General features: G+C 59.6%; 19 protein-coding genes and 3 pseudogenes. 19 read left to right on the top strand and 3 right to left on the bottom strand.

All coding sequences use genetic code 11. The annotated features are described in order from the left end of the window. Nucleotides 1-297: 297 nt before the first annotated feature. The 17 genes and pseudogenes from BM036_RS08130 to cobA form a co-directional block, all read left to right on the top strand. A complete protein-coding gene (locus BM036_RS08130; RefSeq protein ID WP_091850328.1) occupies nt 298-3,462 on the top strand; it encodes a FimV/HubP family polar landmark protein in 3,165 nt (1,054 codons plus the stop codon). An 87-nt stretch (nt 3,463-3,549) separates the two neighbouring features. After that, on the top strand, nt 3,550-4,455 hold the full coding sequence (truA, locus tag BM036_RS08135) for a tRNA pseudouridine(38-40) synthase TruA (RefSeq protein ID WP_177186029.1): 906 nt from the start codon (nt 3,550-3,552) through the stop codon (nt 4,453-4,455). A gap of 25 nt (nt 4,456-4,480) precedes the next feature. After that, the gene (locus BM036_RS08140; RefSeq protein WP_091850332.1) at nt 4,481-5,143 is read left to right on the top strand and encodes a phosphoribosylanthranilate isomerase; all 663 of its coding nucleotides are present in this window, start codon (nt 4,481-4,483) and stop codon (nt 5,141-5,143) included. 4 nt (nt 5,144-5,147) lie between these two features. Further along, nucleotides 5,148-6,344: a tryptophan synthase subunit beta gene (trpB, locus tag BM036_RS08145; protein WP_177186031.1), complete on the top strand. Its 1,197-nt coding sequence runs from the start codon at nt 5,148-5,150 to the stop codon at nt 6,342-6,344. Between the two features lie 43 nt (nt 6,345-6,387). Continuing rightward, nucleotides 6,388-7,197 (top strand): tryptophan synthase subunit alpha, encoded by an 810-nt coding sequence (trpA, locus tag BM036_RS08150; protein ID WP_091850336.1) that lies wholly within the window; start codon nt 6,388-6,390, stop codon nt 7,195-7,197. Between the two features lie 38 nt (nt 7,198-7,235). Further along, nucleotides 7,236-8,171 carry an acetyl-CoA carboxylase, carboxyltransferase subunit beta gene (accD, locus tag BM036_RS08155; RefSeq protein ID WP_091850338.1) on the top strand — a complete coding sequence of 312 codons (936 nt, stop codon included), beginning with the start codon at nt 7,236-7,238 and terminating at the stop codon, nt 8,169-8,171. Then, entirely contained in the window at nt 8,158-9,450 is a 1,293-nt protein-coding gene (gene folC / locus BM036_RS08160; RefSeq protein WP_091850339.1) for a bifunctional tetrahydrofolate synthase/dihydrofolate synthase, read from the top strand. Before accD ends, folC begins: the two co-directional genes overlap by 14 nt. A gap of 134 nt (nt 9,451-9,584) precedes the next feature. Further along, the gene (locus tag BM036_RS08165) at nt 9,585-10,307 is read left to right on the top strand and encodes an SPOR domain-containing protein (protein ID WP_091850341.1); all 723 of its coding nucleotides are present in this window, start codon (nt 9,585-9,587) and stop codon (nt 10,305-10,307) included. A gap of 135 nt (nt 10,308-10,442) precedes the next feature. Beyond that, nucleotides 10,443-11,000: a CvpA family protein gene (locus BM036_RS08170; RefSeq protein WP_091850343.1), complete on the top strand. Its 558-nt coding sequence runs from the start codon at nt 10,443-10,445 to the stop codon at nt 10,998-11,000. A gap of 40 nt (nt 11,001-11,040) precedes the next feature. Then, nucleotides 11,041-12,564: an amidophosphoribosyltransferase gene (purF, locus tag BM036_RS08175; protein ID WP_091850345.1), complete on the top strand. Its 1,524-nt coding sequence runs from the start codon at nt 11,041-11,043 to the stop codon at nt 12,562-12,564. 13 nt (nt 12,565-12,577) lie between these two features. Beyond that, the gene (locus BM036_RS08180; RefSeq protein WP_091850347.1) at nt 12,578-13,801 is read left to right on the top strand and encodes an O-succinylhomoserine sulfhydrylase; all 1,224 of its coding nucleotides are present in this window, start codon (nt 12,578-12,580) and stop codon (nt 13,799-13,801) included. Between the two features lie 57 nt (nt 13,802-13,858). Then, a pseudogene (locus tag BM036_RS20525) lies at nt 13,859-14,465 on the top strand (DNA translocase FtsK 4TM domain-containing protein); the annotation flags it as partial. Nucleotides 14,466-14,866: 401 nt separating this feature from the next. Beyond that, a pseudogene (locus BM036_RS20530) lies at nt 14,867-16,408 on the top strand (DNA translocase FtsK); the annotation flags it as partial. Nucleotides 16,409-16,426: 18 nt separating this feature from the next. Next, on the top strand, nt 16,427-17,068 hold the full coding sequence (gene lolA, locus BM036_RS08190) for an outer membrane lipoprotein periplasmic chaperone LolA (RefSeq protein WP_091850351.1): 642 nt from the start codon (nt 16,427-16,429) through the stop codon (nt 17,066-17,068). Continuing rightward, entirely contained in the window at nt 17,068-18,417 is a 1,350-nt protein-coding gene (locus BM036_RS08195; RefSeq protein WP_091850353.1) for a replication-associated recombination protein A, read from the top strand. The genes lolA and BM036_RS08195 overlap by 1 nt, the downstream gene beginning before the upstream one ends. Nucleotides 18,418-18,560: 143 nt before the next feature. After that, nucleotides 18,561-19,835 (top strand): serine--tRNA ligase, encoded by a 1,275-nt coding sequence (gene serS, locus BM036_RS08200; protein ID WP_091850355.1) that lies wholly within the window; start codon nt 18,561-18,563, stop codon nt 19,833-19,835. 116 nt (nt 19,836-19,951) lie between these two features. Further along, nucleotides 19,952-20,743, top strand: a pseudogene (gene cobA / locus BM036_RS08205) (uroporphyrinogen-III C-methyltransferase); the annotation flags it as partial. 65 nt (nt 20,744-20,808) lie between these two features. Here the strand turns inward: cobA and BM036_RS08210 are convergent. Next, entirely contained in the window at nt 20,809-21,882 is a 1,074-nt protein-coding gene (locus BM036_RS08210; protein ID WP_091850359.1) for a 3-deoxy-7-phosphoheptulonate synthase, read from the bottom strand. A 245-nt stretch (nt 21,883-22,127) separates the two neighbouring features. On the opposite strand from BM036_RS08210, the gene BM036_RS08215 reads away from it, so the two are divergent. Both BM036_RS08215 and BM036_RS08220 read left to right on the top strand, forming a co-directional pair. Beyond that, entirely contained in the window at nt 22,128-23,927 is a 1,800-nt protein-coding gene (locus tag BM036_RS08215; protein WP_091850361.1) for a DUF1631 family protein, read from the top strand. Nucleotides 23,928-23,989: 62 nt separating this feature from the next. Further along, nucleotides 23,990-24,397, top strand: coding sequence for a PilZ domain-containing protein (locus BM036_RS08220; RefSeq protein ID WP_091850363.1), 408 nt, complete (start codon nt 23,990-23,992; stop codon nt 24,395-24,397). Nucleotides 24,398-24,463: 66 nt separating this feature from the next. Here BM036_RS08220 and BM036_RS08225 read toward each other — a convergent pair whose 3' ends face one another. Beyond that, complete coding sequence (locus tag BM036_RS08225; protein ID WP_091850365.1) at nt 24,464-25,255, bottom strand: enoyl-ACP reductase FabI; 792 nt, start codon at nt 25,253-25,255, stop codon at nt 24,464-24,466. A gap of 57 nt (nt 25,256-25,312) precedes the next feature. Beyond that, complete coding sequence (locus BM036_RS08230) at nt 25,313-26,944, bottom strand: ABC transporter ATP-binding protein (protein WP_091850367.1); 1,632 nt, start codon at nt 26,942-26,944, stop codon at nt 25,313-25,315. Nucleotide 26,945: the final 1 nt, after the last annotated feature.

Consider the following 26,945-nt stretch of genomic DNA (forward strand, 5'->3'; position numbering starts at 1 on the left):
GTTTCAGGTAACAGGCCAGGGGCGGCGGCTGAAATCAGTCGCCGCCCCTGTTATTTTCTGAGATCTTCTCCTTGGCTATCCCGGGATAGCCAAGGCAGTTCTAATCTTGGTTTCACAACTGGTTCCGTGAAATACATCAGGAAGTGGTACAAAGTTGATGCGTGATTGATTGATAAAGAAGGCATTATCAACAATACTTTCGAAACCCTGATTTTAATAACACGAAAGTCATCCAACCTCGTCCGAATCTGTATTCAATATGCGGTAACGAATAACGGAGACTGGTAAGGAAAAAGCATGAAGGTACGCAAGCTTGCGGTTGCTCTGGCTCTGGCGGGAGGGCTTGGTTCCGGTGTCGCACAGGCATTGGGGCTCGGGGAAATAGAACTACAGTCCTATCTCAACCAGCCATTGGATGCAGAGATCGACGTAAACAGGGCGGGAGGCGTCAGCCCGGGCGATATTATCGTCAACCTGGCATCGGAACGTGACTACGAACGTGTCGGTCTCCGCCGTGACTACTTCCTTACCCAGCTGGATTTCAACGTAACCACTGCACCTAACGGTGAGCTGGTTATCTCTGTCACTTCCCGGGACCCCGTCCGCGAGCCGTACCTCAACTTCCTGGTGGAAGTAACCTGGCCCAGCGGCCGCGTCATGCGTGAATATTCGGTACTTGTAGACCCGCCGGTTTATGCGGAAGAATCCGGCGATACCCAGCCGGTTCAGCAAGCCCGGACTACGGCTGTTACCAGTGAGTCCCCATCCCGGCCTCGCGCCGAGTCCGGCTCCACCTCGACCGGTCGGAGTGCAGCAGCAACATCCTCCGGTCCGCGTACCCTGGGTCCTGTCCAGGCATCGGATACGCTGTGGGAGATTGCCCAGTCCATAAGGCCCGACAACAGTGTCTCCATGCAGCAGGTCATGCTGGCCATCCAGGACCTGAACCCGGACGCATTTATTAATGGCAATATCAACCGACTCAAGCGTGGCGCCGTTCTGCGGGTGCCGGATATGGATGATATCCGATCCCGGAGCCAGGCCCAGGCCAACCGTGAGGTCGCCGCGCAGAACCAGGCGATCGCCCAGCCGGAGCCTTCCGTCGATGCGACCGCCGGGGATGTAGCTGATGCCTCGGGTGGCACAAGTGAAGCAGGTCAGCAGGGTGCCGATGAGCTCAGGTTGGTGGTTCCCGGAGAGGGTGAAGACGCCCGTAGTGAAGGTTCTGCCAGCGGTGACGGTACCCAGGGTGGCACTGCGGATGCTGGCTCCGCGATAGCCCTCGAAGAACTGGACAGCGTACGCCGGGAAAACGAAGAGCTGAACAGTCGCCTCCAGGATTTGCAGGATCAGGTGGAGACACTTGAGCGGCTGATCGAACTGAAAGACAGCCAGCTTGCGGAAATTCAGGGAAGTGTTGGCCAGGGCGACGCTGAAGTTGTGCCTGGCGCCGGCGATGAAGCCACTGCCGATGCCGCCGACGAGAACCGCTCTGTCGCAGAAGGAGCCACTTCTGGTACCGGTGACGACAACCTTGCTGGCGTGGATCAAAGTGGGACTGGAGTAGCTGAAGACGCTTTCGGAGCAGAGGTTTCTGCGGACGCAGCGGCTGGCGAAGACGGACAGCCACCCGAGTCTGAATCAGCGGAAACGCCCGCCGCGGGCGCCGGAGAGAGCGACTCAACAGAAACAGCCCAGACTACTGACCTGGACCAGGGTTTAAGTGCCGAAGAGGACGCCGAAAGCACGGCAGAACCGATCCAGGCAGACGAGCCCGTGGCCGCCACCGGCGAACAGCCTGAGCAGCAGCCTGCTACCACCATCGCTGAGGAACGTACTGCACCGGAGAAAGGGTTCCTGGCAACCGCTATCGACCTGATCGCCGGAAACTTCATGTACCAGATTGCGCTTGGCGGTTTCCTTGTGCTGCTGTTGTTGCTGGTGCTGCTTGTTTCCCGGCGCCGTGCCAGTAAGGACGAAGAATTTTACCAGCAACTTGATGACGAGTCCGATGACGATGGTTTCGAGCTGACCCTGGGTGAAGAAGAGGCAGCAGCTTCCGGGAATGCCCTGGAGGAAGCCGACCGGTACATCTCTTACGGCCAGCATGATTCTGCTGCGGAAGTACTGGAGAACGCCATCTCTCGTGAACCCAGCCGTTCCGATCTGCGGCTGAAGTTGCTGGCTGTCTATGCGGATACCGGTAACCGGGCCGCGTTCGACAAGCAGTATGCCGAACTGGAAGCCATGGAGCACGATGATGTCCAGCCGGAAGCTGAGGCCTTGAGGGCGCGTCTGGAAGAAGTCGAATCCACACCGAGCATTGATGAACTCGAATCCCAGCTACGGGGCGGCGACAGCCTTGGTACCCCCGCGGCAGACGAAACAGCTTTTGCTGAGGGTAACGTTGCTTCATCTGAAGCACCGGCCGACCCGGAAACCAGCGAGCTGATGTCTGCCTTCGAAGAGCTGGATCTGCCGGAAGAGGAATCCCGGGCTGGCGACGAGCCGGAAGAGGACGGCGATATCGAATACGACTTTACCGGTTTCGATACTACCGGCGCTGATGAGCCTGCGGGTAAGGCGGCAGCGGCTGAGGGCGACACGGTCGAGGAGCCCTTGGCCGAGGACGACTTCGCGAGCATCGATTTCGAGTTGCCGGCAGAAGACAGCGCCACCGCGGAAGCCGCGGACGAGCCCTCTGAGCAGCCACTCGACCTGGAAGACGACTTCAGTTCCCTGGAGTTGGACGATGCCGGTATCGACAGCGAGCCCCGTGCGGAAGACGTTGAGGGCGCGGCCGACCTCAGCGAAGAGGATAACCTGGACTTCGGCGACCTCGACCTGGAGGACGCTGCCGCCGAGCAAGGGCCTGTCGACCAGTCTGCCAATCCGGAAGAAGAAGCCGACCTCGACGAGTCTTTCCTCGACGAACTGGATGCGGAGCTGGACAAGGTTTCCTCGGAGGAAGATGAAACGACTGACGGTCTGGACGACCTTGAGCTGGATGTGTCTGATGAAGACCTGGCGCTGATGGATCAGGCCTCAGATAGTGAGCCGGAGGATGAAAGCCAGTTGGATCTGGGTGACCTTGACCTGGATGAGCAGGCGCTTTCCGAAGCGCAAGGTACCGAGGAAGACGATCTGTCTGACTTCGATATCCCAGAGCTGGAAAGCGACGAAGCCCTGGAGGAGGAACTTGGCGAATCCGGAGTTGATGCGGTTACCCCCGCGACCGGAGTCTCCGGTATCGATGAGATCAGTGAGGCATCCCTTGGCGATGACGATGATTTCGATTTCCTGTCCGGTACCGACGAGGTGGCTACGAAGCTGGACCTGGCCCGCGCCTACGTGGACATGGGAGACAGCGAAGGTGCACGGGAGATTCTTGAAGAGGTAATCCTCGAAGGCACGGACGAGCAAAAGGAAGATGCCCAGTCATTGCTCAAAAAGCTGCCCTGATACGTTATAATCCTGCCCCTGAACTGAACGCCGGCCCAGAGCCGGCGTTCTTTTATGTCCGTAATCCCATTATTTTCAGGTAGACACTTGTTTCAGACCCCGGTAGCACTGACCACCGACAACGCCATCGGACAGGGCAGGGTTGCACTTGCCCTGGAGTACGATGGTGCCGCGTACCATGGCTGGCAAAAGCAGAAGAGCGGTGTCCCTTCGGTCGAGGAAGAACTGGTTCGCGCAGTCAGCAAGGTGGCCAACGAACCTGTCGAACTGGTCTGTGCCGGGCGTACAGACGCCGGTGTCCATGGCAGTTACCAGTTGGTGCACTTTGATACCAATGCAGTCAGGGACCTGCGGTCCTGGGTCATGGGCATCAATACCGCACTACCGCCTTCCATTGTGGTTCATTGGGCCGGAAACACCCCGGAACCCTTCCACGCGCGCTTTTCAGCCGTGTACCGGCGCTATCGTTATGTTATCTTCAACGGTCCGGTCCGCCCGGCGTTGCTGGCACGCCAGCTGAGCTGGACGTTTCGCCCGCTGGACGAGAAGGCGATGCAGGAAGGGGCCCGGCAACTCGAAGGTGAGCACGATTTCAGTTCTTTCCGGGCCGCGGGGTGTCAGTCCCGGTCTCCCTGGCGTTTCGTGGAGTTTGTCCGGGTCTGCCGCCGGGGTGATTTTGTGGTCATTGATGTCCAGGCCAATGCCTTCCTTCACCATATGGTGCGGAATTTTGCCGGTGCGTTGATGGCGGTCGGGCAGGGAAAGTACCCGCCGCAGTGGGTGGCTGAGGTTCTGGCCGGAAAGGACCGGCGTATGGCCGGGATCACCGCACCGGCGGCCGGTCTGTACCTGGTGGATGTGGGGTACCCTGCAGAGTTTGGTATTCCCCGGGCCAGCTGTGGGCCGGCTTTTGTCAGACCCTGGTTCGAAGATGATCAGAATGCGCCCATTGCCCCGAGCTGGGTCCACCGTAAGACGCCACTAAGTAGCTGAGCAGGATACGCCGCGAGGAGCAAGAGTGCAGCCCACCCGTATTCGTACCAAGATTTGTGGTATCACCCGGCCGGAAGACGCCCTTGCAGCGGCGGAAGCCGGTGCGGATGCTATCGGGCTGGTGTTTTACGAGCCCAGCCCCCGGAGTGTGTCCATCGAGCAGGCCCGGGCCATTGTCAGCAGTGTACCGGCGTTTGTCACCGTTACCGGTTTGTTCGTAAACCCCGACAGGATGGCGGTGGAACAGGTCCTGTCCAGGGTACCGCTCGACCTGCTGCAGTTTCATGGTGATGAACCGCAGGATTTCTGCCAGCAATTTCATCGTCGCTGGATAAAGGCGGTCCGGGTACAGCTGAGGAGCGACATTGAACAGGCGTTTGATAGCTGGAGCCAGGCATCGGGTTTGCTGGTGGATGCGTATGACCCTCAACGCTATGGCGGTACCGGACAACGTTTCGACTGGTCTGTCATACCTGAAAAACGACCCATGCCGCTGATTCTTGCCGGAGGCCTGGAGGCCGGCAACGTGGCCCGCGCTATCCGTCAGGTTCGTCCCTGGGGCGTGGACGTCAGCGGTGGGGTGGAAGCTTTCGACATAGAACGCGGAACAGCCCTGAAGGGCATCAAGGACGCCGCCAAAATTACCGAGTTTCTGAGCGAGGTTAATAGTGTCAATCAAACTGACTGAAGAAATGCTGAGCCATCTGCCGGACGCCAGGGGGCACTTCGGCGCCTATGGTGGCCGCTTTGTATCCGAAACCCTGATGGACTCCCTGATGACCCTGGAACGGGAGTACCTGCGCCTCAAGAAGGACCCCGACTTCCAGGCAGCCTTTGACAAGGACCTGGCCCATTACGTAGGCCGACCAAGCCCGCTGTACTTTGCCGAGCGTCTGACTCGTGAGACCGGTGGCGCCCAGATCTGGCTCAAACGTGAAGATCTTAACCACACCGGCGCCCACAAGGTGAACAACACTATTGGGCAGGCCCTGCTGGCAGCGTTTCTGGGCAAGAAACGCATCATTGCAGAAACCGGTGCGGGTCAGCACGGGGTGGCTACGGCCACTGTATGCGCCCGTCTCGGCCTTGAATGTCATGTGTTCATGGGGGCCGAGGACGTGCGCCGTCAGTCCCTGAACGTCTATCGCATGAAGCTGCTTGGCGCCCAGGTCCACGCCGTCCAGAGCGGTACCCGTACCCTCAAGGATGCCATGAACGAGGCCATGCGGGATTGGGTAGCCAATGTCGACGATACCTTCTATATCATCGGTACCGTTGCAGGCCCCCATCCTTATCCGTTGCTGGTCCGTGATTTCCAGTCGGTTATCGGTCGCGAGACCCGGGCTCAGGCCCTTGAGCAGGCCGGCAAACTGCCGGATGCCCTGGTGGCCTGTGTGGGAGGGGGATCCAATGCTATCGGTATGTTCTATCCGTTCCTCACTGACGAATCAGTACAACTTTATGGTGTCGAGGCAGGTGGTCTTGGCGTTGAAACCGGCCAGCACGCGGCACCCCTGGCAGCGGGGCGCCCAGGTGTCCTCCATGGTAACCGAACCTACCTGATGGAAGATGAGAACGGCCAGATTGCCGCTACTCACTCCGTCTCTGCCGGCCTCGACTACCCCGGTGTTGGACCGGAGCACAGCTGGTTGAAGGATATCGGTCGGGCCAACTACGTGTCGGTAACCGATCAGGAGGCGCTGGACGCATTCCGCAAACTGACCCGTGTCGAAGGTATCATGCCGGCCCTGGAAACCGCCCATGCAGTGGCCTACACCATCAAGCTGGCAGCCACCATGGATCCGGAACAGATGGTGGTGATCAATATTTCCGGCCGGGGCGACAAGGACATCCATACCATCGCCGAACTGGACGGTATTGAGGTCTGATAACCGTTCCGGTGAACCGGGTCTATTTCTTACAGGAGCAGGCATGAGTCGAATTACAGGGGTACTCGAGACCCTCAAGGAACAGGGCCGCAAGGCATTGATCCCATACATTACCGCCGGGGATCCCCATCCGGACCAGACCGTTGACCTGATGCATGCGCTGGCGTCGGCCGGAGCCGATATCATTGAGTTGGGAGTACCCTTCTCCGACCCGATGGCCGACGGCCCGGTCATTCAGCTGGCCTGTGAGCGGGCGCTGAAACATGGCACCTCCCTGCGGCAGGTGATTGGCATGGTAAAAACTTTCCGTGAACAGGATCAGGACACCCCTGTGGTGTTGATGGGATACCTCAACCCGATGGAAGCCATGGGCTACGAAGTCTTTGCCGATGCGGCGGCCGAGGCTGGTGTCGACGGCATCCTCACGGTGGACCTGCCTCCCGAGGAAGCGGAGGACGTGGCTCCACTGTTTTCCCGCCGCAATATGGACCCGATTTTCCTGCTCGCCCCCACCACCACTGATGACCGGATACGTGCAATCAGTGAACACTCTTCCGGCTATGTGTACTATGTTTCAGTCAAAGGGGTAACTGGCTCTGCAGCCATTGATGTGGAGGAGGTTGGTCGCAAGGTGGCCAATGTTCACCGGATAACTGCCTTGCCGGTTGGGGTTGGTTTCGGAATCCGTGACGCAGACACCGCAGCTGCGGTGGGTAAGGTATCCGATGGTGTAATAGTCGGCTCCGTGCTGGTGGATACAATAGCCCACCACCAGACAGATCCCGCCGCTCTCAGACAGGCCCTGACGGATCTGTTGCACCCGATGCGCGAAGCACTGGACGCGCTGGCCTGAGGCCGCCCGTACAGTGAATGGAATGACAGGATGACAACATGAGTAACTGGCTAGACAAGATCATGCCGAGCAAGATTCGCTCGGAATCCAAGCAGCGGACCGGTGTGCCGGAAGGGCTGTGGAAGAAATGCCCGAAATGTGGGGCGTTCCTGTACAAGCCTGAACTGGACAAGAACCTGGATGTTTGCCCCAAATGTAACCACCACCTGCGGGTAACTGCACGGCGGCGGTTGGAAATCTTCCTCGACGAGGATGGTCGTGAAGAGGTCGCAGCGGACCTGGAACCCTGGGATCGGCTCAAGTTCAAGGACACCCGCCGCTACAAGGAACGCCTGGCGCAGAACCAGAAAGCCACCGGCGAGAAAGACGCACTGGTGGTCATGAAGGGTCGTACCCTGGGCATTCCACTGGTAGCTTGTGCGTTCGAATTCAACTTCCTCGGCGGCTCCATGGGGCAGGTCGTTGGTGAAAAGTTTGTCCAGGCCGCGAATATCTGCCTGGAAGAGCGCATTCCGCTGGTGTGTTTCTCGGCGTCCGGTGGTGCACGCATGCAGGAGGCGATCCTGTCCCTGATGCAGATGTCCAAGACGGCAGCCGTGCTGGAACGGATGAAGCAGGAAGGCATCCCCTATATCTCGGTGATGACGGACCCGGTGTTCGGCGGTGTGTCTGCCAGCCTTGCCATGCTGGGTGACCTCAATATTGCCGAGCCCTACGCACTGATCGGGTTTGCCGGCCCCCGTGTTATCGAGCAGACCGTCCGGGAAAAGCTGCCGGAAGGCTTCCAGCGCAGCGAATTCCTGCTGGAGCACGGCGCCATCGACATGATTCTCCACCGTCACAAGATGCGGGAGCGGATTGCGGCCATCCTGGCCAAGTTCACGGGCCAGGAAAAACCGGCCCCCGATGAACCCATCGAGTTCGATGTGAGTGAAAGGCCGGACAGTCCCGACGTAGCCGATGCCAGGGAATGAAACCATCCCGGCCCCCGGGCCGGGCGCATCCCTTGATCAGTGGCTGACCTACCTGGAGTCCATTCACCCGGTGGAAATGGACCTGGGACTGGACAGGGTGCTGCTGGTCCTGCGGCGACTGATGCCGGCCCGGCCAAGGGCCCGGGTGATTACCATTGGCGGCACCAACGGAAAGGGCAGTACCGTCGCTGCCCTGGAAGCCCTGTTGCTAGCAAGTGGTGAATCGGTCGGCAGCTATACGTCTCCCCACCTGATTGATTACAACGAAAGGGTTCGTGTTAATGGCAGTAACGCCAGTGATGAGGCCTTTATCCGGGCCTTCGAACAGGTGGAAGTTGCCAGGCGCGACACCACCCTGACGTATTTCGAGTTCGGCACCCTGGCGGCCTTTCTGATCATGGCCGAGGCCGGTGTCAGTAACATGGTGCTTGAGGTGGGCCTGGGGGGGCGGTTGGATGCTGTCAACACCCTCGATGCGGATCTTGCAATTATAACGTCCGTGGACCTGGATCACACCGCCTGGCTGGGTGATGACCGCAATACGATCGGCTTCGAGAAGGCCGGAATTCTCCGTCCAGGACAAACGGCGATCTACGCAGACCTGGATCCACCCCCTTCGGTGTTGCAGCAAGCCAATGCACAGCGTGTGAACCTTCTCCGGCCCGGTAATGGCTATGTCGTCCTGCAGGAAGGCGGGCATGTGGCTGTCATGACGGACTCCGGGCACCAGGTCGTCCTTCCCGGCGACCGCCTGCCGGTTCATAGCCTTGCTGCCGCTGCCGTCGCAGCAACCGAGCTTGGTCTGTCGTTGTCTGACCAGCGTATCGGTGAAGTACTGGCCGGGGTATCGCTGGCGGGAAGGTTTGAGCAGGTCAGTCATCACCCGGATGTGTTCCTGGACGTGGGCCATAACCCCCACGCCGCCCAATGGTTGTCCCGCCGGTTGTCATTCCTTCGTCGTACCGGGGGTTATACCCGCATCGTTGCCGTGTATGGGGGGCTTGCCGATAAAGACTCCGCTGGCGTAGCACGGGCGCTTCTACCTGTCGTGGATCACTGGCTCCTCGGCCGACTGGATGTCCCTCGCGGCTTGTCGGCGACAGCCCTTCAGGATCGCCTGGGTTCCGTGATCCCCATGGGCCGACTTACGGTCTGCGACAGCATAAGGGAGGCAATTTCGGAGGCAATGGCAAGCGCGGGCGCTGAAGGGCTGGTGCTGGTCTTTGGGTCGTTCTTCACAGTGGCTGAAGGGCGTCGCTACTTTTCCGCAAGCCCTTAAATATTGGTCATAGACCCGCTGCCACTTTGAGTTGGGGTTTTACGACAGTTATATTCAATGGTGTCGATGCCTCGAAAGGGGCTGGTCGTTAACCGGTTACAATGCCGGGGGCTGCAACAGGGAGCCGAAGTAACGTGAGTGGATTGAAACAGCGGATTATAGGCGCACTGGTGCTGATTTCACTGGCGGTGATTTTCGTACCAATGATGTTTGACGAGCCCCATAACGAGCGGGCTGTGCGTTCCCTGGATATTCCGGAAGAGCCTCCATTCCCGGAGGTGAACGCCCCCGGGGATGCAGACCGACTTGAGGGTGTGCCGAGCTACCGGGTTGAGGAACTTGACCCTGCTCCAGTCCCCGACGTCATTGAAGCCCCGGCCATGGGCCAGGAGCCTTCGGTAGCCGGGGACGACTCGGCGTCGGCTGAAGCAGGGGACCCGGTGCCGCTGGTTGGGGAGCAGGACCCCGAAAGCCCGCCTTCGGTCCGGCAGGAAACCCGGCCCGCAGAAGTTACCGACACCGAGGTTCCTGCCGAAGTTGCTGACAGCGATGCCGGACCCGCGTCCGGCGACGAAGCTTCTGAAGCGGACGCCGACGCCGATTTCCAGCGCACACTGGAGGGCGCGTGGATCCTCCAGTTGGGCAGCTTTGGTAATGCGGATAACGCGCGCCGCCTGCGTGATAACGTGAGGGAGCGGGGTTACGGTGCCCACTTGCAGGAGGTCACTCGGGGTGACCAGCGTCTGGTAAGGGTGTTTTCCGGTCCGTTCGCCGAAAAGGCAGAAGCCGAAAAGGCCAAGTCCGTTCTGGACGAGGCATTCGGCATCAAGTCCCTCGTCACCAAGGGCGAAGGCTGAGACTGTCCGCAGACTGAGCGATGGGGCAGGGCGGCCAGCACGCCTTCCCGGTTGTGGCTTGCGATGGGGTAATTGGTTTGGGTTGCCGGTGATTCCTGATAGAATTCGCGGTTCCTGTTCATCACCGGGTAATTCATGAACGCGCTGATCTGGATCGACTGGGTCATCATCGCCCTGCTGACAATCTCCACCCTGATCAGCCTGAAAAGGGGCTTTGTCAGGGAAGCCCTGTCGCTCATTACCTGGGTGGCAGCGTTCATTGTCGCCCGCACGTTTCATCCGCAAATGCAGTCCCTTCTGGCTGGCACGGTGGAAACTCCCCTGGTTCGCCTGATTGCCGCCTTTGCTATCCTTTTCGTGGCCACTTTGATTGTCGGCGCCATTATCAACAACCTGATTGGCCACCTGGTCCGGGTAACCGGCCTGAGTGCCACCGACCGTGTGCTGGGGATGGTTTTCGGGTTGCTGAGGGGCGTGGTCGTTGTTGTGGTCGCCATTGCCTTTACCCGTTACACCCCGCTGGCTGAGGACACCTGGTGGCGCACCTCCGTAATGATTGAACGGCTTGGTGTGGTCGAGGACTGGTCCCGGCGAACCTTTGGTGATGAATTCGAACGTTTCCTTGGGCCCGCGCCAGACGGTGACGTGGTCCGGGAGCAGGTGTCCGACGCCGTCAAGGCTCAGGCGCTGTAAGTAACGCAGTCGTTTCAATGTTCTGGAGAACGCAGCACCCATGTGTGGAATTGTAGGAATTGTCAGTACGCAGTATGTCAATCAGGCGTTGTATGACGCTCTGACGGTACTCCAGCACCGGGGTCAGGACGCGGCCGGTATCGTAACCTTCCAGGATGACCGGTTTTATCTGCGTAAGGACAATGGCCTGGTGCGTGATGTGTTCCGCACCTCCCACATGCGCAGGCTGGTGGGTAACGTTGGCATCGGTCATGTACGGTATCCCACCGCCGGAAGTTCCAGTTCGGCCGAGGCGCAGCCGTTCTACGTGAACAGTCCCTACGGGATCACACTGGCCCATAACGGCAACCTGACTAACGCCGATGACCTGTCCCGGGACCTGTTCCGCACCGACCTGCGCCATATCAACACCAATTCCGACTCGGAAGTGCTGCTCAACGTATTTGCCCATGAACTGCAGAAACTGGGCAAGCTCGACCCCAGCAAGGACGAAATCTTTGCTGCAGTGCGTGCCGTACACCAGCGCTGCCGGGGAGCCTATGCGGTGATTGCCATGATTACCGGCTACGGCATCGTCGGCTTCCGTGACCCTAACGGTATCCGTCCGGCCTGTTACGGTGTGCGGGAGACCGCGGAGGGCAAGGAATACATGATTGCCTCTGAAAGCGTGGCCCTGAGCGCAGCCGGGTTCAAACTGGTGCGGGACATAGCGCCGGGTGAAGCGGTGTATATCGAAACTGATGGCACGCTCTATACCCAGCAGTGCGCAGAGGCTCCGAGCCTGAATCCCTGTATCTTCGAGCATGTCTACTTCGCGCGGCCCGACTCCATCATGGACCAGGTGTCGGTCTACAAGGCCCGGCTGCGCATGGGTGAAACCCTGGCTGACAAGGTGCTTCGCGAGCGCCCTGACCACGATATTGATGTAGTGGTGCCCATCCCGGATACCAGCCGGACCTCTGCGCTTCAGATGGCCCACCGGCTCGGCGTGAAGTTCCGGGAAGGCTTCATCAAGAATCGCTATATCGGCCGAACCTTCATCATGCCGGGTCAGAAGATGCGCAAGAAGTCGGTGCGCCAGAAGCTCAATCCCATTGACCTGGAATTCCGTGGCAAGAATGTAATGCTGGTTGACGACTCCATCGTGCGAGGGACCACCTGCCATGAAATTATCCAGATGGCCCGTGACGCCGGGGCCCGCAAGGTCTACTTCGCCTCGGCCGCTCCCCCGGTACGTTTTCCCAATGTTTACGGCATCGATATGCCATCCCCCGGGGAACTGATTGCCCACGACCGCACCGTGGAAGAGATCCAGACCCTGATTGGGGCTGACTGGCTGGTCTACCAGGACCTTGAAGACCTGATCTCCTGCGTTAACGATGTGAACCCGGACATAGAGGGCTGGGAGTGTTCCGTATTCAATGGAAAGTACATTACCGGCGACGTTGACGACGCCTACCTGGCCAGGCTGGATGCGCAGCGCCGGGATGAGGCCCGTGAAGCGGCCCAGGCCGGGCTCCCCGAAGACAACGGTATTATCGACCTGCACAACGACGAAGACTGAGGCTAGCACCACCATGACGCAAAGCCGCGAAGAGCACATCATGATTCCGGAAGCAGACCTGGACGGGGTCTCAGTGGACACCCTCGCGGTACGGGCCGGCCAGCACCGGACCGGAGAGCTGGAACACAGTGACGCTATCTTTCCCACGTCCAGCTTTGTCTATGGGAGTGCCGCCCAGGCGGCGGCACGGTTCGGCGGTGAGGAGCCTGGCAATATCTACTCCCGTTTCACCAATCCGACCGTAAAGGCATTCGAGGAGCGCATTGCCGCCATGGAAGGAGGGGAGCGAGCCGTTGCCACTGCCTCCGGTATGGCGGCTATCCTGGCAACCTGCATGTCGATGCTGCAGAGTGGGGATCACGTGGTCTGCTCCCGGGGGGTCTTCGGGACCACCAACGTGCTTTTCCAGAAGTACCTGGCCCGCTTTGGCGTGAGCACAACCTTTGTCGGACTCACTGACATGGATGGCTGGCGTGATGCGGTAACCGGGAACACCCGCATGCTATTTATCGAGACCCCGTCGAATCCGCTGTGCGAGGTGGCCGATATGTCCGCACTGGCGGAGCTGGCCCATGCCCATGGTGCACTGTTTGTGGTGGACAACTGTTTCTGCACACCGGTACTGCAGCGCCCGCTGGAATTCGGAGCCGACATCGTGATCCACTCCGCCACCAAGTACCTGGATGGACAGGGACGGTGTGTTGGCGGTGTGGTGGTTGGCAGTGCTTCGCTGATGGAAGAGGTATACGGATTCCTGCGCTCGGCGGGGCCCACCATGAGTCCGTTTAATGCCTGGGTGTTCCATAAGGGTCTGGAAACCTTACCAATCCGTATGCGTGCGCATTGTGAGAATGCGCTACAGTTGGCCCGTTGGCTGGAGCAGCAGTCAGCGGTGGAGAAGGTCTATTACGCCGGGCTGGAAAGCCACCCCCAACATCAGCTGGCATGTCGCCAGCAGAGCGGCTTCGGCGGTGTGTTGTCGTTCACCGTGAGAGGCGGCCAGGCTGAAGCCTGGGCCTTTATTGATGCCACTCGCATGGTGTCCATTACTGCCAACCTGGGTGATGTGAAAACCACCATCACCCATCCCGGCACCACCACTCATGGCCGCCTGTCGCCGGACGACAAGGCACTGGCGGGGATCACTGACAACCTGATCCGCCTGTCGGTGGGCATCGAGGCCCTCGAAGACCTGAAAAACGACATGAAGCGGGGGCTGCAGGCCCTCCAGAATTGATGCCGGCGGTATCGACGCTTTCGCCATTTCATCAGCAAAGGATCATGTCCCGACTTCATGGCTAAAACCGGCAAGCAAGAGCAAGCCCCAGCGGCTCTCACCGAAAAACAGCAAAGGTTCCGTCGCCTGGTCGCCCAAGGCGCCAGGGAAGGCTTGGTTATTGCGCTGATTGCCATGGCCATTTTCCTGGCCATGGCGCTGGCGACCTACAGTGCAGCGGACCCCGGGTGGGCGTCGATCGGCCATGATGTTCGGGTCGATAACTCAGCTGGCCGTTTCGGGGCCTGGCTGGCCAGCCTGATGATGGATGTATTCGGCCAGGTTTCCTATCTGTTTCCGCTGATGGTCGCAGGTTATGCACTGTTGTTGATACGTCTGCGCCATGACCCACTGGAGATGCACTGGCCGCTGTTGCTGGTGCGCGCCGGTGGTTTCCTGCTTATCCTTCTGTCCGCGTGCAGCTTGCTGGCACTCTATTCCCTGTTTGGCCTCGGAGCTGCCTCCGGAGGCGTTCTGGGGCAGGCGGTGTCTTCCGCGATGGTTCGTTTCTTTAACTTGCCCGCTACCACCCTGATCCTGGTGGCAATCTTCCTGTTTGCATTGACGGTGACCACGGGACTGTCCTGGTTCAGCCTGATGGACAGGGTAGGGGGCTATACCCTGGAAGGCATGCTCTGGCTTCGCGGACTCTTCGCCTCGGGAGATGGGCCGGATGCCTCCCCGAAAAAGGAGCCGCCCCGGAAGGAACCGGAGCCTCCGCTACTGACCTCTGACAATGAGGTCTCTGACAAGCCGTCCTGGTGGCGACGCTTGTGGCCGTTTGGTGGCACCGAAAGACCGGTTCAGGACCACGGCTCATCCGATCATGGCAAGCAGCAAACCGGTTCTGCGCGTCGTCGTCCTGATGACGACGAACCTGTCTTGCTTGAGAGTTTCAGCTCCCGCGATGACGCAGAACCCGAACCAGAGTCCGTCAGGCCGGCAAAGGCCGCCGGTGTCGCCAGCAAAGTGAAGATCTCGCCGTTCAAGCGGGACGACAACACGGACTCCGAGAAGGAAAAGACCCGTAAGCAGGCTTCGCTGTTCGAGGACCTGGAAAGTCCGATTCCGCCACTGACATTGCTCGACCCCCCCGACGAGCACCAGGAAAAAGGCTATTCCGAGGAATCCCTGGAACATATGTCCCGCATGCTTGAAGAAAAGCTGGCGGACTTCGGCGTAACGGTCGAAGTGGTGGAGGTAAACCCGGGGCCTGTCATTACCCGTTTTGAGATTAAGCCGGCGCCGGGCGTCAAGGTCAGCAAAATCTCGAACCTCGCGAAAGACCTGGCCCGCTCACTTGCGGTACTGAGCGTTCGTGTGGTCGAGGTTATCCCGGGAAAATCGGTGGTGGGCATCGAAATCCCCAACGAAAAGCGCCAGATGGTTCGCCTCAGCGAGGTTCTTGGCGCCCGGGTATTCACCGAGTCCTCTTCGCCGCTGACCCTCGCCCTGGGGAACGACATTGGGGGTAACCCCATGGTAGCCAACCTGGCGAAGATGCCTCACTTGCTGGTGGCCGGTACCACCGGCTCGGGCAAGTCGGTGGGGGTTAACGCCATGCTGCTAAGCATGTTGCTGAAAGCCACGCCGGATGAGGTTCGCTTCATCATGGTGGACCCCAAGATGCTGGAGTTGAGCATCTATGAGGGTATCCCTCATCTGCTCTCACCTGTGGTGACGGACATGAAGGAGGCCGCCAACGCCTTGCGGTGGTGTGTGGCCGAGATGGAGCGCCGCTACAAGCTCATGGCAAACCTGGGTGTCCGGAATATCGCAGGCTACAACCGCAAGGTGAAGGATGCCCGTACCGCGGGGGAACCCCTGCTTGACCCTCTCTGGAAGCCGGACGAATACCTGGAAAACGACGAGCAGCAGCGCCCCGAACTGGACACACTGCCGTTTATCGTGGTTGTGATCGACGAGTTCGCCGACATGATGATGATTGTCGGCAAGAAGGTGGAGGAGCTCATTGCCCGTATTGCCCAGAAGGCCCGGGCGGCTGGAATCCACCTCATTCTGGCGACCCAGCGTCCGTCGGTAGATGTCATTACTGGCCTGATCAAGGCGAACATTCCCACCCGGATTTCCTTCCAGGTGTCGTCGAAGATCGACTCCCGTACCGTGCTGGACCAGGGGGGGGCAGAGCAGTTGCTTGGTCATGGCGATATGCTCTACCTGCCGCCTGGCTCCGGGCTGCCGGTCCGCGTCCACGGGGCCTTTGTGGATGATGATGAGGTGCACCGGATTGTGAATGCCTGGAAGGCCCGTGGGGAACCCGAGTACGTCGATGATGTCCTTAATGGGGCCGAGGGCGAGAGTTTGCCCGGTGTGCCCACCCTGAGCGAGGGGGGTGACGATAGTGAAGGTGACGCCCTGTTCGATGAGGCTGTTGCCTTTGTGACGGAGGGTCGTCGGGTCTCCATTTCTTCCGTTCAACGCAAGTTCAAGATTGGCTATAACCGTGCCGCCAACCTGGTGGACGCCATGGAAGCCGCCGGTGTTGTGAGCCCGGCCGGCCATAACGGTGCCCGGGAAGTTCTGGCACCGCCACCCCCGAAAGCCTGATCCATCAGGAGGTTCCAGATGATCAAAACCGGTCGTGTAATATTGGCCTCATTCGCGCTCCTGCTCTTTGCGACCGGCACAGTCCGGGCAGAGCAACAAGCTGCCGATCGACTGGCGGATGTCCTTGGCGGCTATTCCACCTTTCAGGCAGCTTTTACCCAGGTCGTTGCGGACGAACAGGGCAGGGTTATGCAGCAAACCACCGGTAATCTGAAGGCCAAGCGTCCGGGCCTGTTCTACTGGGAAACCGATCCCCCTGCCAACCAGTTTATCGTTAGTGATGGCGAGACCGTTGAACTCTACGATCCAGACCTGGAGCAGGTCACCGTCCAGGAACTGGACGAGCAGGTGAGTACAACCCCGGCTTTGTTGCTCAGTGGCGAAACCGAAGGCCTGGCCGAGACCTACGAGATCACGGAAGAGCGCTATGGTGACAGCACCCGTGAATATACCCTCTTGCCCCGCAGTGAGGATTCGCTGTTCGTCTCGCTGACCCTTACCTTCTATAACGGAGAGCTTCAGGCCATGCGCCTGGATGACTCCCTGGCCCAGCGCACGGAGCTGGAATTCGGCAATATCCGCATCAACGAGCCCGTGCCGGATGGGGCGTTCGAGCTGGATTACCCTGACTCGGTAGATGTGATTCAGGGCATTCAGTAATGCAGGACAGCCTGTTCGACAACCAGCCGGGATTTGAACCCCTGGCCGCCCGCATGCGACCGCGTAACCTTGATGAATACGTTGGCCAGGCCCACCTGGTCGGGCCTGGAAAGCCCCTTCGCATGGCGGTCGAGCAGGGTCAGTTGCATTCAATGATCCTCTGGGGGCCGCCAGGCGTTGGCAAGACCACCTTCGCCCGGTTGCTGGCCAGTGTCGGGGATATGGGCTACGAAACGCTCTCAGCGGTACTGGCGGGCGTGAAAGATATCCGTGCCGCGGTGGACCGGGCGCGAAGTCGCAAGCAGGCAGAGGGAAGGGATACCTTACTGTTTGTTGACGAGGTCCACCGCTTCAACAAGAGTCAGCAGGATGCGTTCCTGCCCCATATCGAGGATGGTACCTTCATATTTGTGGGGGCGACCACTGAAAATCCCTCCTTTGAGTTGAACAGCGCACTGCTGTCCCGAACCCGGGTCTATGTCCTGAAAAACCTTGAAGAACCTGACCTGATCGCGCTTCTGCAGCGGGCATTGACCTCCGCAGAGGGGTTGGCAGGGAAGGTCAGAGTGAGTGAAGACGTGCTCGCAATGATCGCCAGTGCCGGCGGGGGTGACGCGCGGCGGGCGTTGAACGTGCTGGAGGTGGCGTCGGATCTCGCTGAGCCCGGGGTGGAAGGTATTCCCGAGATCACCGAAACGGTTCTCGAGCTGGTGCTGCAAAGCAGCCTGAGGCGCTTCGACAAGGGCGGCGATGTTTTCTACGATCAGATATCTGCTCTGCATAAAGCTGTGCGCGGCTCTGACCCTGATGCTTCCCTGTACTGGATGTGTCGCATGCTCGATGGAGGCGCTGAGCCGGTGTACGTGGCCCGGCGGCTGGTCCGGATCGCCTCCGAAGACATCGGCAATGCTGATCCCCGGGCCCTGAGACTTTGCCTGGACGCGTGGGACGTTCAGGAGCGGCTCGGATCGCCGGAAGGTGAGCTGGCCATGGCCCAGGCGGTCATCTACCTGGCACTGGCACCGAAGAGCAATGCTGTCTATAACGCCTACAACCGTTGCATGGCGGACATCCGACAAGATCCGGACTATCAGGTGCCGGTGCATATCCGGAATGCCCCGACGGCCTTGATGAAGGACCTCGGCTACGGTGAGGAGTACCGCTACGCCCACGATGAACCCGATGCCTTTGCCGCCGGGGAGGCTTATCTTCCGGAAGATATTCACCAACGCCGATATTACATGCCGGTGCCACGGGGGCTTGAAATCCGGCTGGGCGAGAAACGTGAGCGGCTGGACGCCATGAACCGGGCCAGTGATCGTCAGCGCTATCCTTCCGGCTCGCGCTGAGCCCCACACATTCGGTGGTTTTATCCCCCCCCGGCTGACCATAACCGGCGAATTGGCAGCCACGCCTTAACGGCACGCAGGCCCCAAGGTTATAATGCGACGCTGTCCAAACCGATTTCATCCAGTTAACCACAGGGATTGCCATGCTCGACCCCAAACGCGTCCGCGCTGAAACCGACGAGATTGCCCGCCGCCTGGCTATCAAGCACTTCACCTTCGACCGGGATGTATTCAACGAGCTCGAAGAGAAACGTCGTGCCATCCAGGTGCGGACCGAGACGTTACAGGGCGAGCAAAACCGCCGTTCCAAGTCTATTGGCAAGGCCAAGGCAGCCGGAGAGGACATCCAGCCGCTACTGCAGGAAGTGGAAGAGCTCAAGCGTCAGAAGGCGGAAGCCGAGGATGAGCTTCGTTCAGTTCAGGAGGCCCTCAACGCATTTTTCTCCGGTATCCCCAATGTGCCGGACGAGACCGTACCGGAAGGTGAGAGTGAGGCGGATAACGTTGAAATTCGCCGCTGGGGCGAGCCCCGTGCCTTTGACTTCGAGGTCAAGGACCATGTGAGCCTTGGTGAAGAACTCGGTGGTATGGATTTCGAGGCAGGAACTCGCCTGGCCCACAGTCGGTTCGTTGCCATGCGCGGCGCCATTGCCCGCCTGCACCGGGCCCTCACCCAATTCATGCTTGATCAGCACACGCTTGAGCATGGTTATGAAGAAACCTATGTGCCTTACATGGTTAACGCCAACACACTTTATGGCACCGGTCAGTTGCCGAAGTTCGAGGCAGACCTGTTCCGCACCGTGGGCGAACACCCCCTTTACCTGATTCCCACAGCGGAAGTGCCGGTCACCAACCTGGTGGCCGACAGCATTATCGATGATGCCAGCCTGCCGTTGAAGTTTGTCGCCCATACGCCATGCTTCCGCAGCGAAGCCGGTTCCTACGGACGTGACACCCGTGGCATGATCCGTCAGCACCAGTTCGACAAGGTGGAGCTGATCCACGTGGTGAGACCGGAGCAATCCGATGCGGCGCTGGAGGAGCTCACCGGCCATGCAGAAAAAATCCTGCAGTTGCTGAACCTGCCCTACCGGGTGGTCGAGTTGTGTGGCGGCGATATCGGCTTCTCGGCTGCCCGTACCTATGACCTTGAGGTCTGGCTGCCGGGGCAGGATCAGTACCGGGAAATTTCGTCCTGTTCCAATACACGGGATTTCCAGGCACGGCGCATGCAAGCGCGTTGGCGTAACCCGGAAACCGGCAAGCCCGAACCTGTACACACCCTGAACGGTTCAGGCCTGGCGGTAGGCCGAACCTTGATTGCAGTTATGGAAAACTATCAGCAGGCTGATGGCACCATTGAGGTGCCGGAAGTACTGAGACCCTATATGCGAGGCCTCGACAGGATTCAATGACACGACCGGACCGGAGCGATATCAACAGGCTACAACAAAGGGCAGGGCGGCCCGAAGATGCACCACTCAGAGGCAAGGACGGCGTTCGCCTGCCGCCCCGGTACCGGGCCAATCCCGTTACCCGGAACCCTAACTCGTCCGCAGGGGAGGTTTTCCTGGTGGGGGCCGGTCCGGGCGATCCCGAACTGCTCACCCTGAAAGCCTGGCGCATCCTGCAGTCAGCAGAGGTCGTACTGTATGACCGACTGGTTTCCCAGCCCATACTGGATATGATTCCTGACGGTGCCCATATGGTGCATGTGGGCAAGCAGCGTTCCAATCACAGTGTTCCCCAGGACGAGATCAACCAGCGCCTGGTGACCCTGGCCCGTGAAGGCCGGCAAGTGGTACGCCTGAAGGGCGGAGATCCGTTCATATTCGGTCGTGGCGGTGAAGAGATTGAAACCCTGGCAGAGGCGGGTGTTCGCTTCCAGGTTGTGCCCGGGATCACTGCGGCCTCTGGTTGCGCTGCCTACGCAGGCATACCATTGACCCACCGGGATCACGCCCAGTCAGTCCGGTTCGTAACAGGCCATCTCAAGAACGATACCTGCGACCTGCCATGGAATGACTTTGTACAGACTCACCAGACCCTGGTGTTCTATATGGGGCTGGTAGGCCTGCCCATTATCGTCCGGGAGCTGACAGCCCACGGCATGCGGCCAACCATGCCAGTGGCGCTGGTGTCCCGGGGCACCACGCCGGAACAGGAAGTCGTGTGTGGCACCCTTGAGAATATTGTCGAGCGTGTACAGCAACGGGAGGTGCCAGCACCGACCCTGGTGATTATCGGTGAAGTAGTGAGTCTGCGGAATCGACTGGACTGGATGGCTGCGGTTCAGACTATGGACGGCCGGGAAACACCGTAAATTCCAGCCAGGGAAGGGGAGCAAGGGCGGACCGTATTACCGGACCGCCTCAGTATCGATGCAGATCAGCCCAGACGGCGTGGCAGTACGTCTTTCAGTTTATCCCGCATTTCGCGCAGGGCTTTTTCGGTGGTTTCCCAGTCGATACAGGCATCGGTTACCGATACGCCGTACTTCAGGTCGGCCAGGTTTTCCGGAATGGGCTGGTTGCCCCAGTTCAGGTTGCTTTCAATCATCAGGCTCTGGATAGAGCGATTGCCTTCCAGTATCTGGTGGGTGACATCCTGCATCACCAACGGCTGGATAGCCGGATCCTTGTTGGAGTTTGCGTGACTGCAATCCACCATGATGGACTTGCGTACCCCTGCCTTCTCCAGGGCTTGTTCACACAAGGTTACGCTCACAGAGTCGTAATTTGGCTTTCCGCCGCCTCCGCGAAGTACCACGTGGCCATACTTGTTACCTCGCGTACGGATGATGGCGCCTTTGCCCTGCTGATCGATGCCCAGGAAAGAATGGGGGTGGGATACTGACTTCAGGGCGTTGACGGCCACATCGAGGCTGCCATCGGTGCCGTTCTTGAAGCCAATGGCCATGGACAGGCCGCTGCTCATCTCCCGGTGAGTCTGGGACTCAGTGGTACGGGCGCCAATGGCGGACCATGAAATACTGTCCTGCAAATACTGGGGTAAGGTTGGATCCAGGGCCTCGGTAGCCGTCGGCAACCCAATCTCGGCGATATCCAGCAGCAGGCGGCGGCCAATATGCAGCCCCTGTTCGATGTCAAAGGAGTCGTCCAGGTGCGGGTCGTTGATCAAACCCTTCCAGCCCACGGTCGTACGTGGTTTCTCGAAATACACCCGCATGACGATGTACAGGGTATCACTGACTTCATCCGCCAGGGCCTTGAGACGGCGGGCGTATTCAAGGGCTGCCTCTACGTCATGTACCGAGCAGGGGCCAACCACAACAAACAGGCGGTGGTCCTTGCCGTCAAGAATGTCATAGATGGTTTGCCGACCTTCTGTCACGGTGGCGGCGGCCTTGTCAGTGAGGGGCAGTTCCCGTTTCAGGGCTTCCGGGGTGATCAGCGGCTCTTGACTGGCCACGTTCAGATTCTCTAGTTGCTTGCCGGACATACTGTTGTGTTCCTGGTGCTCTCTCTTGGAAGCCTTGCGGTCTGTGCCTTGCAGGGCTTTCAGTGGTTATTTTGATGGATGGATATACTGCGCCATTTGACAGGTCAATGCAACGAGCCAAGGGGGACAGCGCCGGCGTTTTGGCTGGACCTGGGGAACTTGCCGTGATGCAATGTGATCCTGTACCTCTATGTTCGAAACACAGACTGTGTCACTGAATAACCCCATGCCGGTAAGCAGCCCCTATGCCTGAAACCCCACCCCCCCTGGCGATGTCTGCCAGGATTGACGGTGTCCTCCGGGAAATCCGGGTTCCGGACCTGCCTTATCCCGTAGGCCAGCCAGTCCAGGCAGCGGACTGGAACGGGCTGTTGCGGTCGCGGTGGGCTGACCAGGTCGACCAGCGGGTCTCGGATCTGCTCCGGCACCTGGACGGACCCTGGTCGGTGATACAGGTGAATGCGGCCTATGTGGCCGATCGCATTATGGATGTCTTCCTGCGCTCGTCAGGATTACACCCGGTGCTGGTAGCCCGGCTGGCACGGCTTCGATACCCTCTGGCATGGCAGCTGGCAGGGGATCAGAGGGAGGCCTTTCTCGACACCCTTGTAACCTGGCTGGACAGTTTTGTTGACTGGCGGGGCTGGAGCGACTCCGGTGGCCGCTCTTCCCGGGCGCTGCTGGACCGCCTGGACGTCCTGGTTGGTGACATCGATCAGTGCTTCGAAAACAGGGATATTTCCCCGTTCATGGCATATTGCGAAAAGTGGCAAACCGACGCCCAGAGACGTCGTGAGCATTCAAGCCGGCTGCACCAGCGATTACTGGAAACCGAAGCGGGGGCGGCACGCCAGCGCCGGGCTGACCAGGTTTCCCGGGCGATTACTGGCCGTGCACTCGAAGGTCGCCAGTTGCCGGCGGCTACCCAGGACTTCCTGGTAGATCACTGGGTGCCCCTGCTTCGCCAGATTGCCTGGCGTGAAGGACTGGAAGGTGAGAACTGGCGGCATGGACAGCGGTTGCTGGAGTGGATGGTCTGGGTTGGTGATCCGGCGTTGGCTGGACAGAACCTCGAGCGCCTCTACCAGGTGGGTGAGCAGTTAACTGACCGGATTACCGAAGTCTGGCAACGAATCTGTCATCAACCCCCACCCCGGGACGAGCTGGCGGCGATGGAACAGGTGCTGGTAGCGCGGCTTCGCGGTGACGAGCCCGAAGTTGTGTCCACCAGGAAGCGACTCGCCACCCTGGATTACCACAGCCACTGGCTGGACCTTCCGGATGTTCCCACCGAAGAACTCAGTCGCTACCGGGACAACTGGTTTGTGGAAGGCGAGGGAGAAGATGAGCAGCGCCGTTATTTCCTGGCCTGCTTTCCGGAGACGAGCGAAATCCTCTGGAGCAATGGTTTTGGCGTCAGGCTCGCGACGACTGACTGGCAATCGTTCCAGCAATCCCTTGCCAACGGCGCTGTACGGCCTTTACCGGAACTGACACGCTTTGGGCAGGTGCTTGATGACACGGTTAACGCCCTGAGCCGGGTGCTTGAGTCACAGAGACAACAACGACAGGAGGCAGCCCGTCGTGCGCGGGCCAAGGCTGAACAGTTGCGCTTGCAGCAAGAGGCGCAGGAACTCGAGCAGCGCCAGGCAACAGCACGGAGACAGGCCGAAGAGGAACACCAGCAACAGCAAGCCCGGGCGCGAGCCCTTGAGGAGGAGGCAGCCCGCATTGAGGCGGTCCGTGCTGCTGCCCGGAACCAGGCCCAGACGGAGGTTGACCGCCTCGGGCCGGGTAGCTGGATTGCCTTGAGGGTGCCGGTTGAGGGGCAGCAAGGGCAGGAGCAGCGATTGAAACTGGCGGTCCGGATTAATGCCCGCCGTAAACTGGTTTTCGTAGACCGGCTTGGACTCAATCGTACCGAGTTGACGGTAGATGGCCTGGTCGATCACTTGCTGGCAGGAACGGCCCGTATACTCGGGGCCTCTGCGGAGTTCGACGAAACCCTGAGTCGGGTGGTGGGTCGCATCCGGGTGGGCCGTTAGCAAGGGACGAACGCAGACGGCTGGAAAGCATCTGCCAGAAACTACGGGGAAACACCGACACCATGACAACACAGGATCCATACTCGTTCGGTAATCCGGAGTCGGAACCCGAGCAGGACAAGCGAGCGGAATATCGCCTGACCGGGCGGGCCGGCGTTACGCTGGAACTGGTGGCGGCAGAGCCGGGTAGCGGCACTGAGGCCAATATCATCCAGGCGACAAGCTCAGATGTGTCCGCCGGTGGCATGCGCCTGGTGACCGAAGAACCGTTGCCTCCGGGCGCCTTGTTGCCGGCACGGGTGCTACTGCCCGGAGAAGAGCAAGGGTTTGAACTGACAGTGGAAGTGGTCTGGTGCCGCCCAATGGCAACGGATGGCCAATGGCAGTCAGGGCTTTGCGTACTGGAGTCGGGGGAAGCAAACTACCTGGCCTGGATAGAGGCGATGGCCCGGGTAATGGAGGCGGGCTAGCCCGGGCCAGGCCCGGGCTAACTAACCCCTGGCGCCCCCCTTAGAACAGGTGCACCTGGCGTGGTATCAATCTTCCAGGGTACCCATGCCGGTGATGTTGAAGCCGCAGTCCACGTACATGACTTCACCAGTCACGCCGCTGGCCAGGTCAGAGCCAAGGAATGCGGCCGCATTACCAACTTCCTTCTGGGTGACGTTACGCTTCAGTGGTGCCCGGCCGGCGTTCTCATTCAGCATCCGGCGGAAGGCCTTGATACCAGAGGCGGCGAGGGTCTTTATGGGGCCCGCAGAAATCGCGTTGACCCGAACACCGTCACCACCCAGGGCGACGGCCATGTAACGTACACTGGCTTCCAGCGAGGCCTTTGCCAGCCCCATGACATTATAGTTCGGAAGAACTTTTTCGGAGCCCAGGTATGAAAGGGTCATCAGGGAGCTGTTCTGGTTCAGCAGCCCCTGCTGGCGGGCGCCCTTGGCCAGCGCAACAAAGCTGTAGGAACTGATGTCGTGGGCAATGCGGAAGCCTTCCCGGGTTGTGACATCCACGTAGTTGCCGTCCAGTTCATGAGCGGGCGCGAAGCCGACTGCGTGAACGATGATGTCAACCGAATCCCAGTGCTGCTTCAGGTCAGCAAATACCTGATCAATTTCTTCGTCGGAAGCGACATCGCAGGGAAAGGTCAGGGTGCTTCCCCAGCCTTCGGCAAATCCCTGTACCCGGGACTTGAGCTTGTCGTTCTGATAGGTGAACGCCAGCTCGGCGCCTTGCTCGTGAAATGCCTCGGCAATACCGTAGGCAATGGAGTGCTTGCTCGCGACACCTACGATAAGTGCGCGTTTTCCGCTGAGGATTCCCATGGTTTTTCTCCCTATGATGAATGTTGCGGGCATTATCCCTGATGGAGGTGGTGCTGCCTAACGGTCCATTGGTCGTAGGTCTGCCACCGGTTCGGTCACTGGTGGCCGATAGAACAGGGCGGCCGTCAGGAGTTCCCGGGTATAGTCAGTTCCGGGGTTCCGGAAGATGGTTTCTGCCGGACCACTTTCAACGATCTGGCCACCGCGCAAAACCAGCAACTGGTGACTCAGGGCCCTTACCACCGCCAGATCATGACTGATAAAAATGTAGCTCAGGCGGTAACGGGCCTGCAATTGCTGCAATAGTTCAATAACCTGCTTTTGTACCGTACGGTCCAGGGCCGACGTGGGCTCGTCCAGCACAATGATATCCGGTTGCAGAACCAGCGCCCGGGCGATGGCAATTCGCTGTCGCTGGCCACCAGAGAACTCGTGAGGATAGCGGTGGCGAACGGTAGGGTCCAGCCCTACATCCTGCAGGGCACGGATAACCTGCTGTTCCTGGACGTCCCGGCTATCTGTGCCGTGTACTTCCAGGCCCTCCCGAACAATGTCACCTACCGACATGCGCGGGCTCAGGCTGCCAAAGGGGTCCTGGAAAACCAGCTGCATACGCCGGCGCCAGGGCCGGAACTCCCTCTGGTTCAGATGATCAATTCGCTCACCGAGAAAATGTACGCGGCCCTGGCTCTCGGTGAGCTTGAGCAAGGCATGGCCGATAGTGGTCTTGCCACTGCCGCTTTCGCCGACAATGCCCAGGGTTTCGCCCCTGTGCAGCCGGAAGCTGACGTTCCGGACGGCATGGAACCACTCGCGGGTACGACCGAAAAGGGATTGCCGGACCGGGAAACGAACACCCAGGTCCTCCACGTGAAGGAGTTCTTCACTGTTGCTATCCAGTGCGCCCGGATGTTCGGGCGGTTCGGAGTCCAGCAACTTTCGGGTATAGGGATGTTCAGGCTTGCTGAATACAGTCCCTGTTTCCCCGTCCTCAACCTTGGTGCCCCTTTCCATGACCACTACACGGCGGGCGTAGTGGCGCACGATGGAGAGGTCATGGGTGATCAGCAGTATGGCCATGCCAAATCGCTGCTGCAGGGACTTGAGCAGCTCCAGGACCTGCTTCTGTACGGTCACATCCAGCGCCGTCGTGGGCTCGTCAGCGATAAGGAGGTCGGGTTCGTTTGCCAGTGCCATGGCAATCATTACCCGCTGTTTCTGGCCGCCCGAAAGCTGGTGTGGGTAGCTCTTCAGACGATCCCGTGGCTCGGGGATGCCGACCAGTTCCAGCAGCTCCACAACCCGCTCCCGGGCTTTTGGCCCACGCAGCCCCTTGTGTACGGCGAGGATCTCGCTGATCTGCTTCTCCACCGTATGGAGAGGATTGAGCGACGTCATTGGCTCCTGGAAAATCATACTGATGGACCGGCCACGTACCTGCCGCAGGCGTTTTTCGTCGGCATGCAGCAGATCCTCGCCCCGGTAGAAAATCGAGCCGCCCGGGTAGCTTACCAGTCGATGATCAAGCAGGCGTAACACGGACAGTGCGGAGACGGACTTGCCTGAGCCGCTCTCGCCAACCAGGGCAACGGTTTCTCCTTCGTAAATCTCGAATGACAGGTCCCTGACCGCGGGTTCGTCGTGGCCAAAGCTCAGGGTCAGCCTGTCGAAGCGCAGCACACTGCCCATA

The sequence above is a fragment of the Marinobacter segnicrescens genome, from assembly GCF_900111555.1.
Lineage (GTDB): Bacteria > Pseudomonadota > Gammaproteobacteria > Pseudomonadales > Oleiphilaceae > Marinobacter > Marinobacter segnicrescens.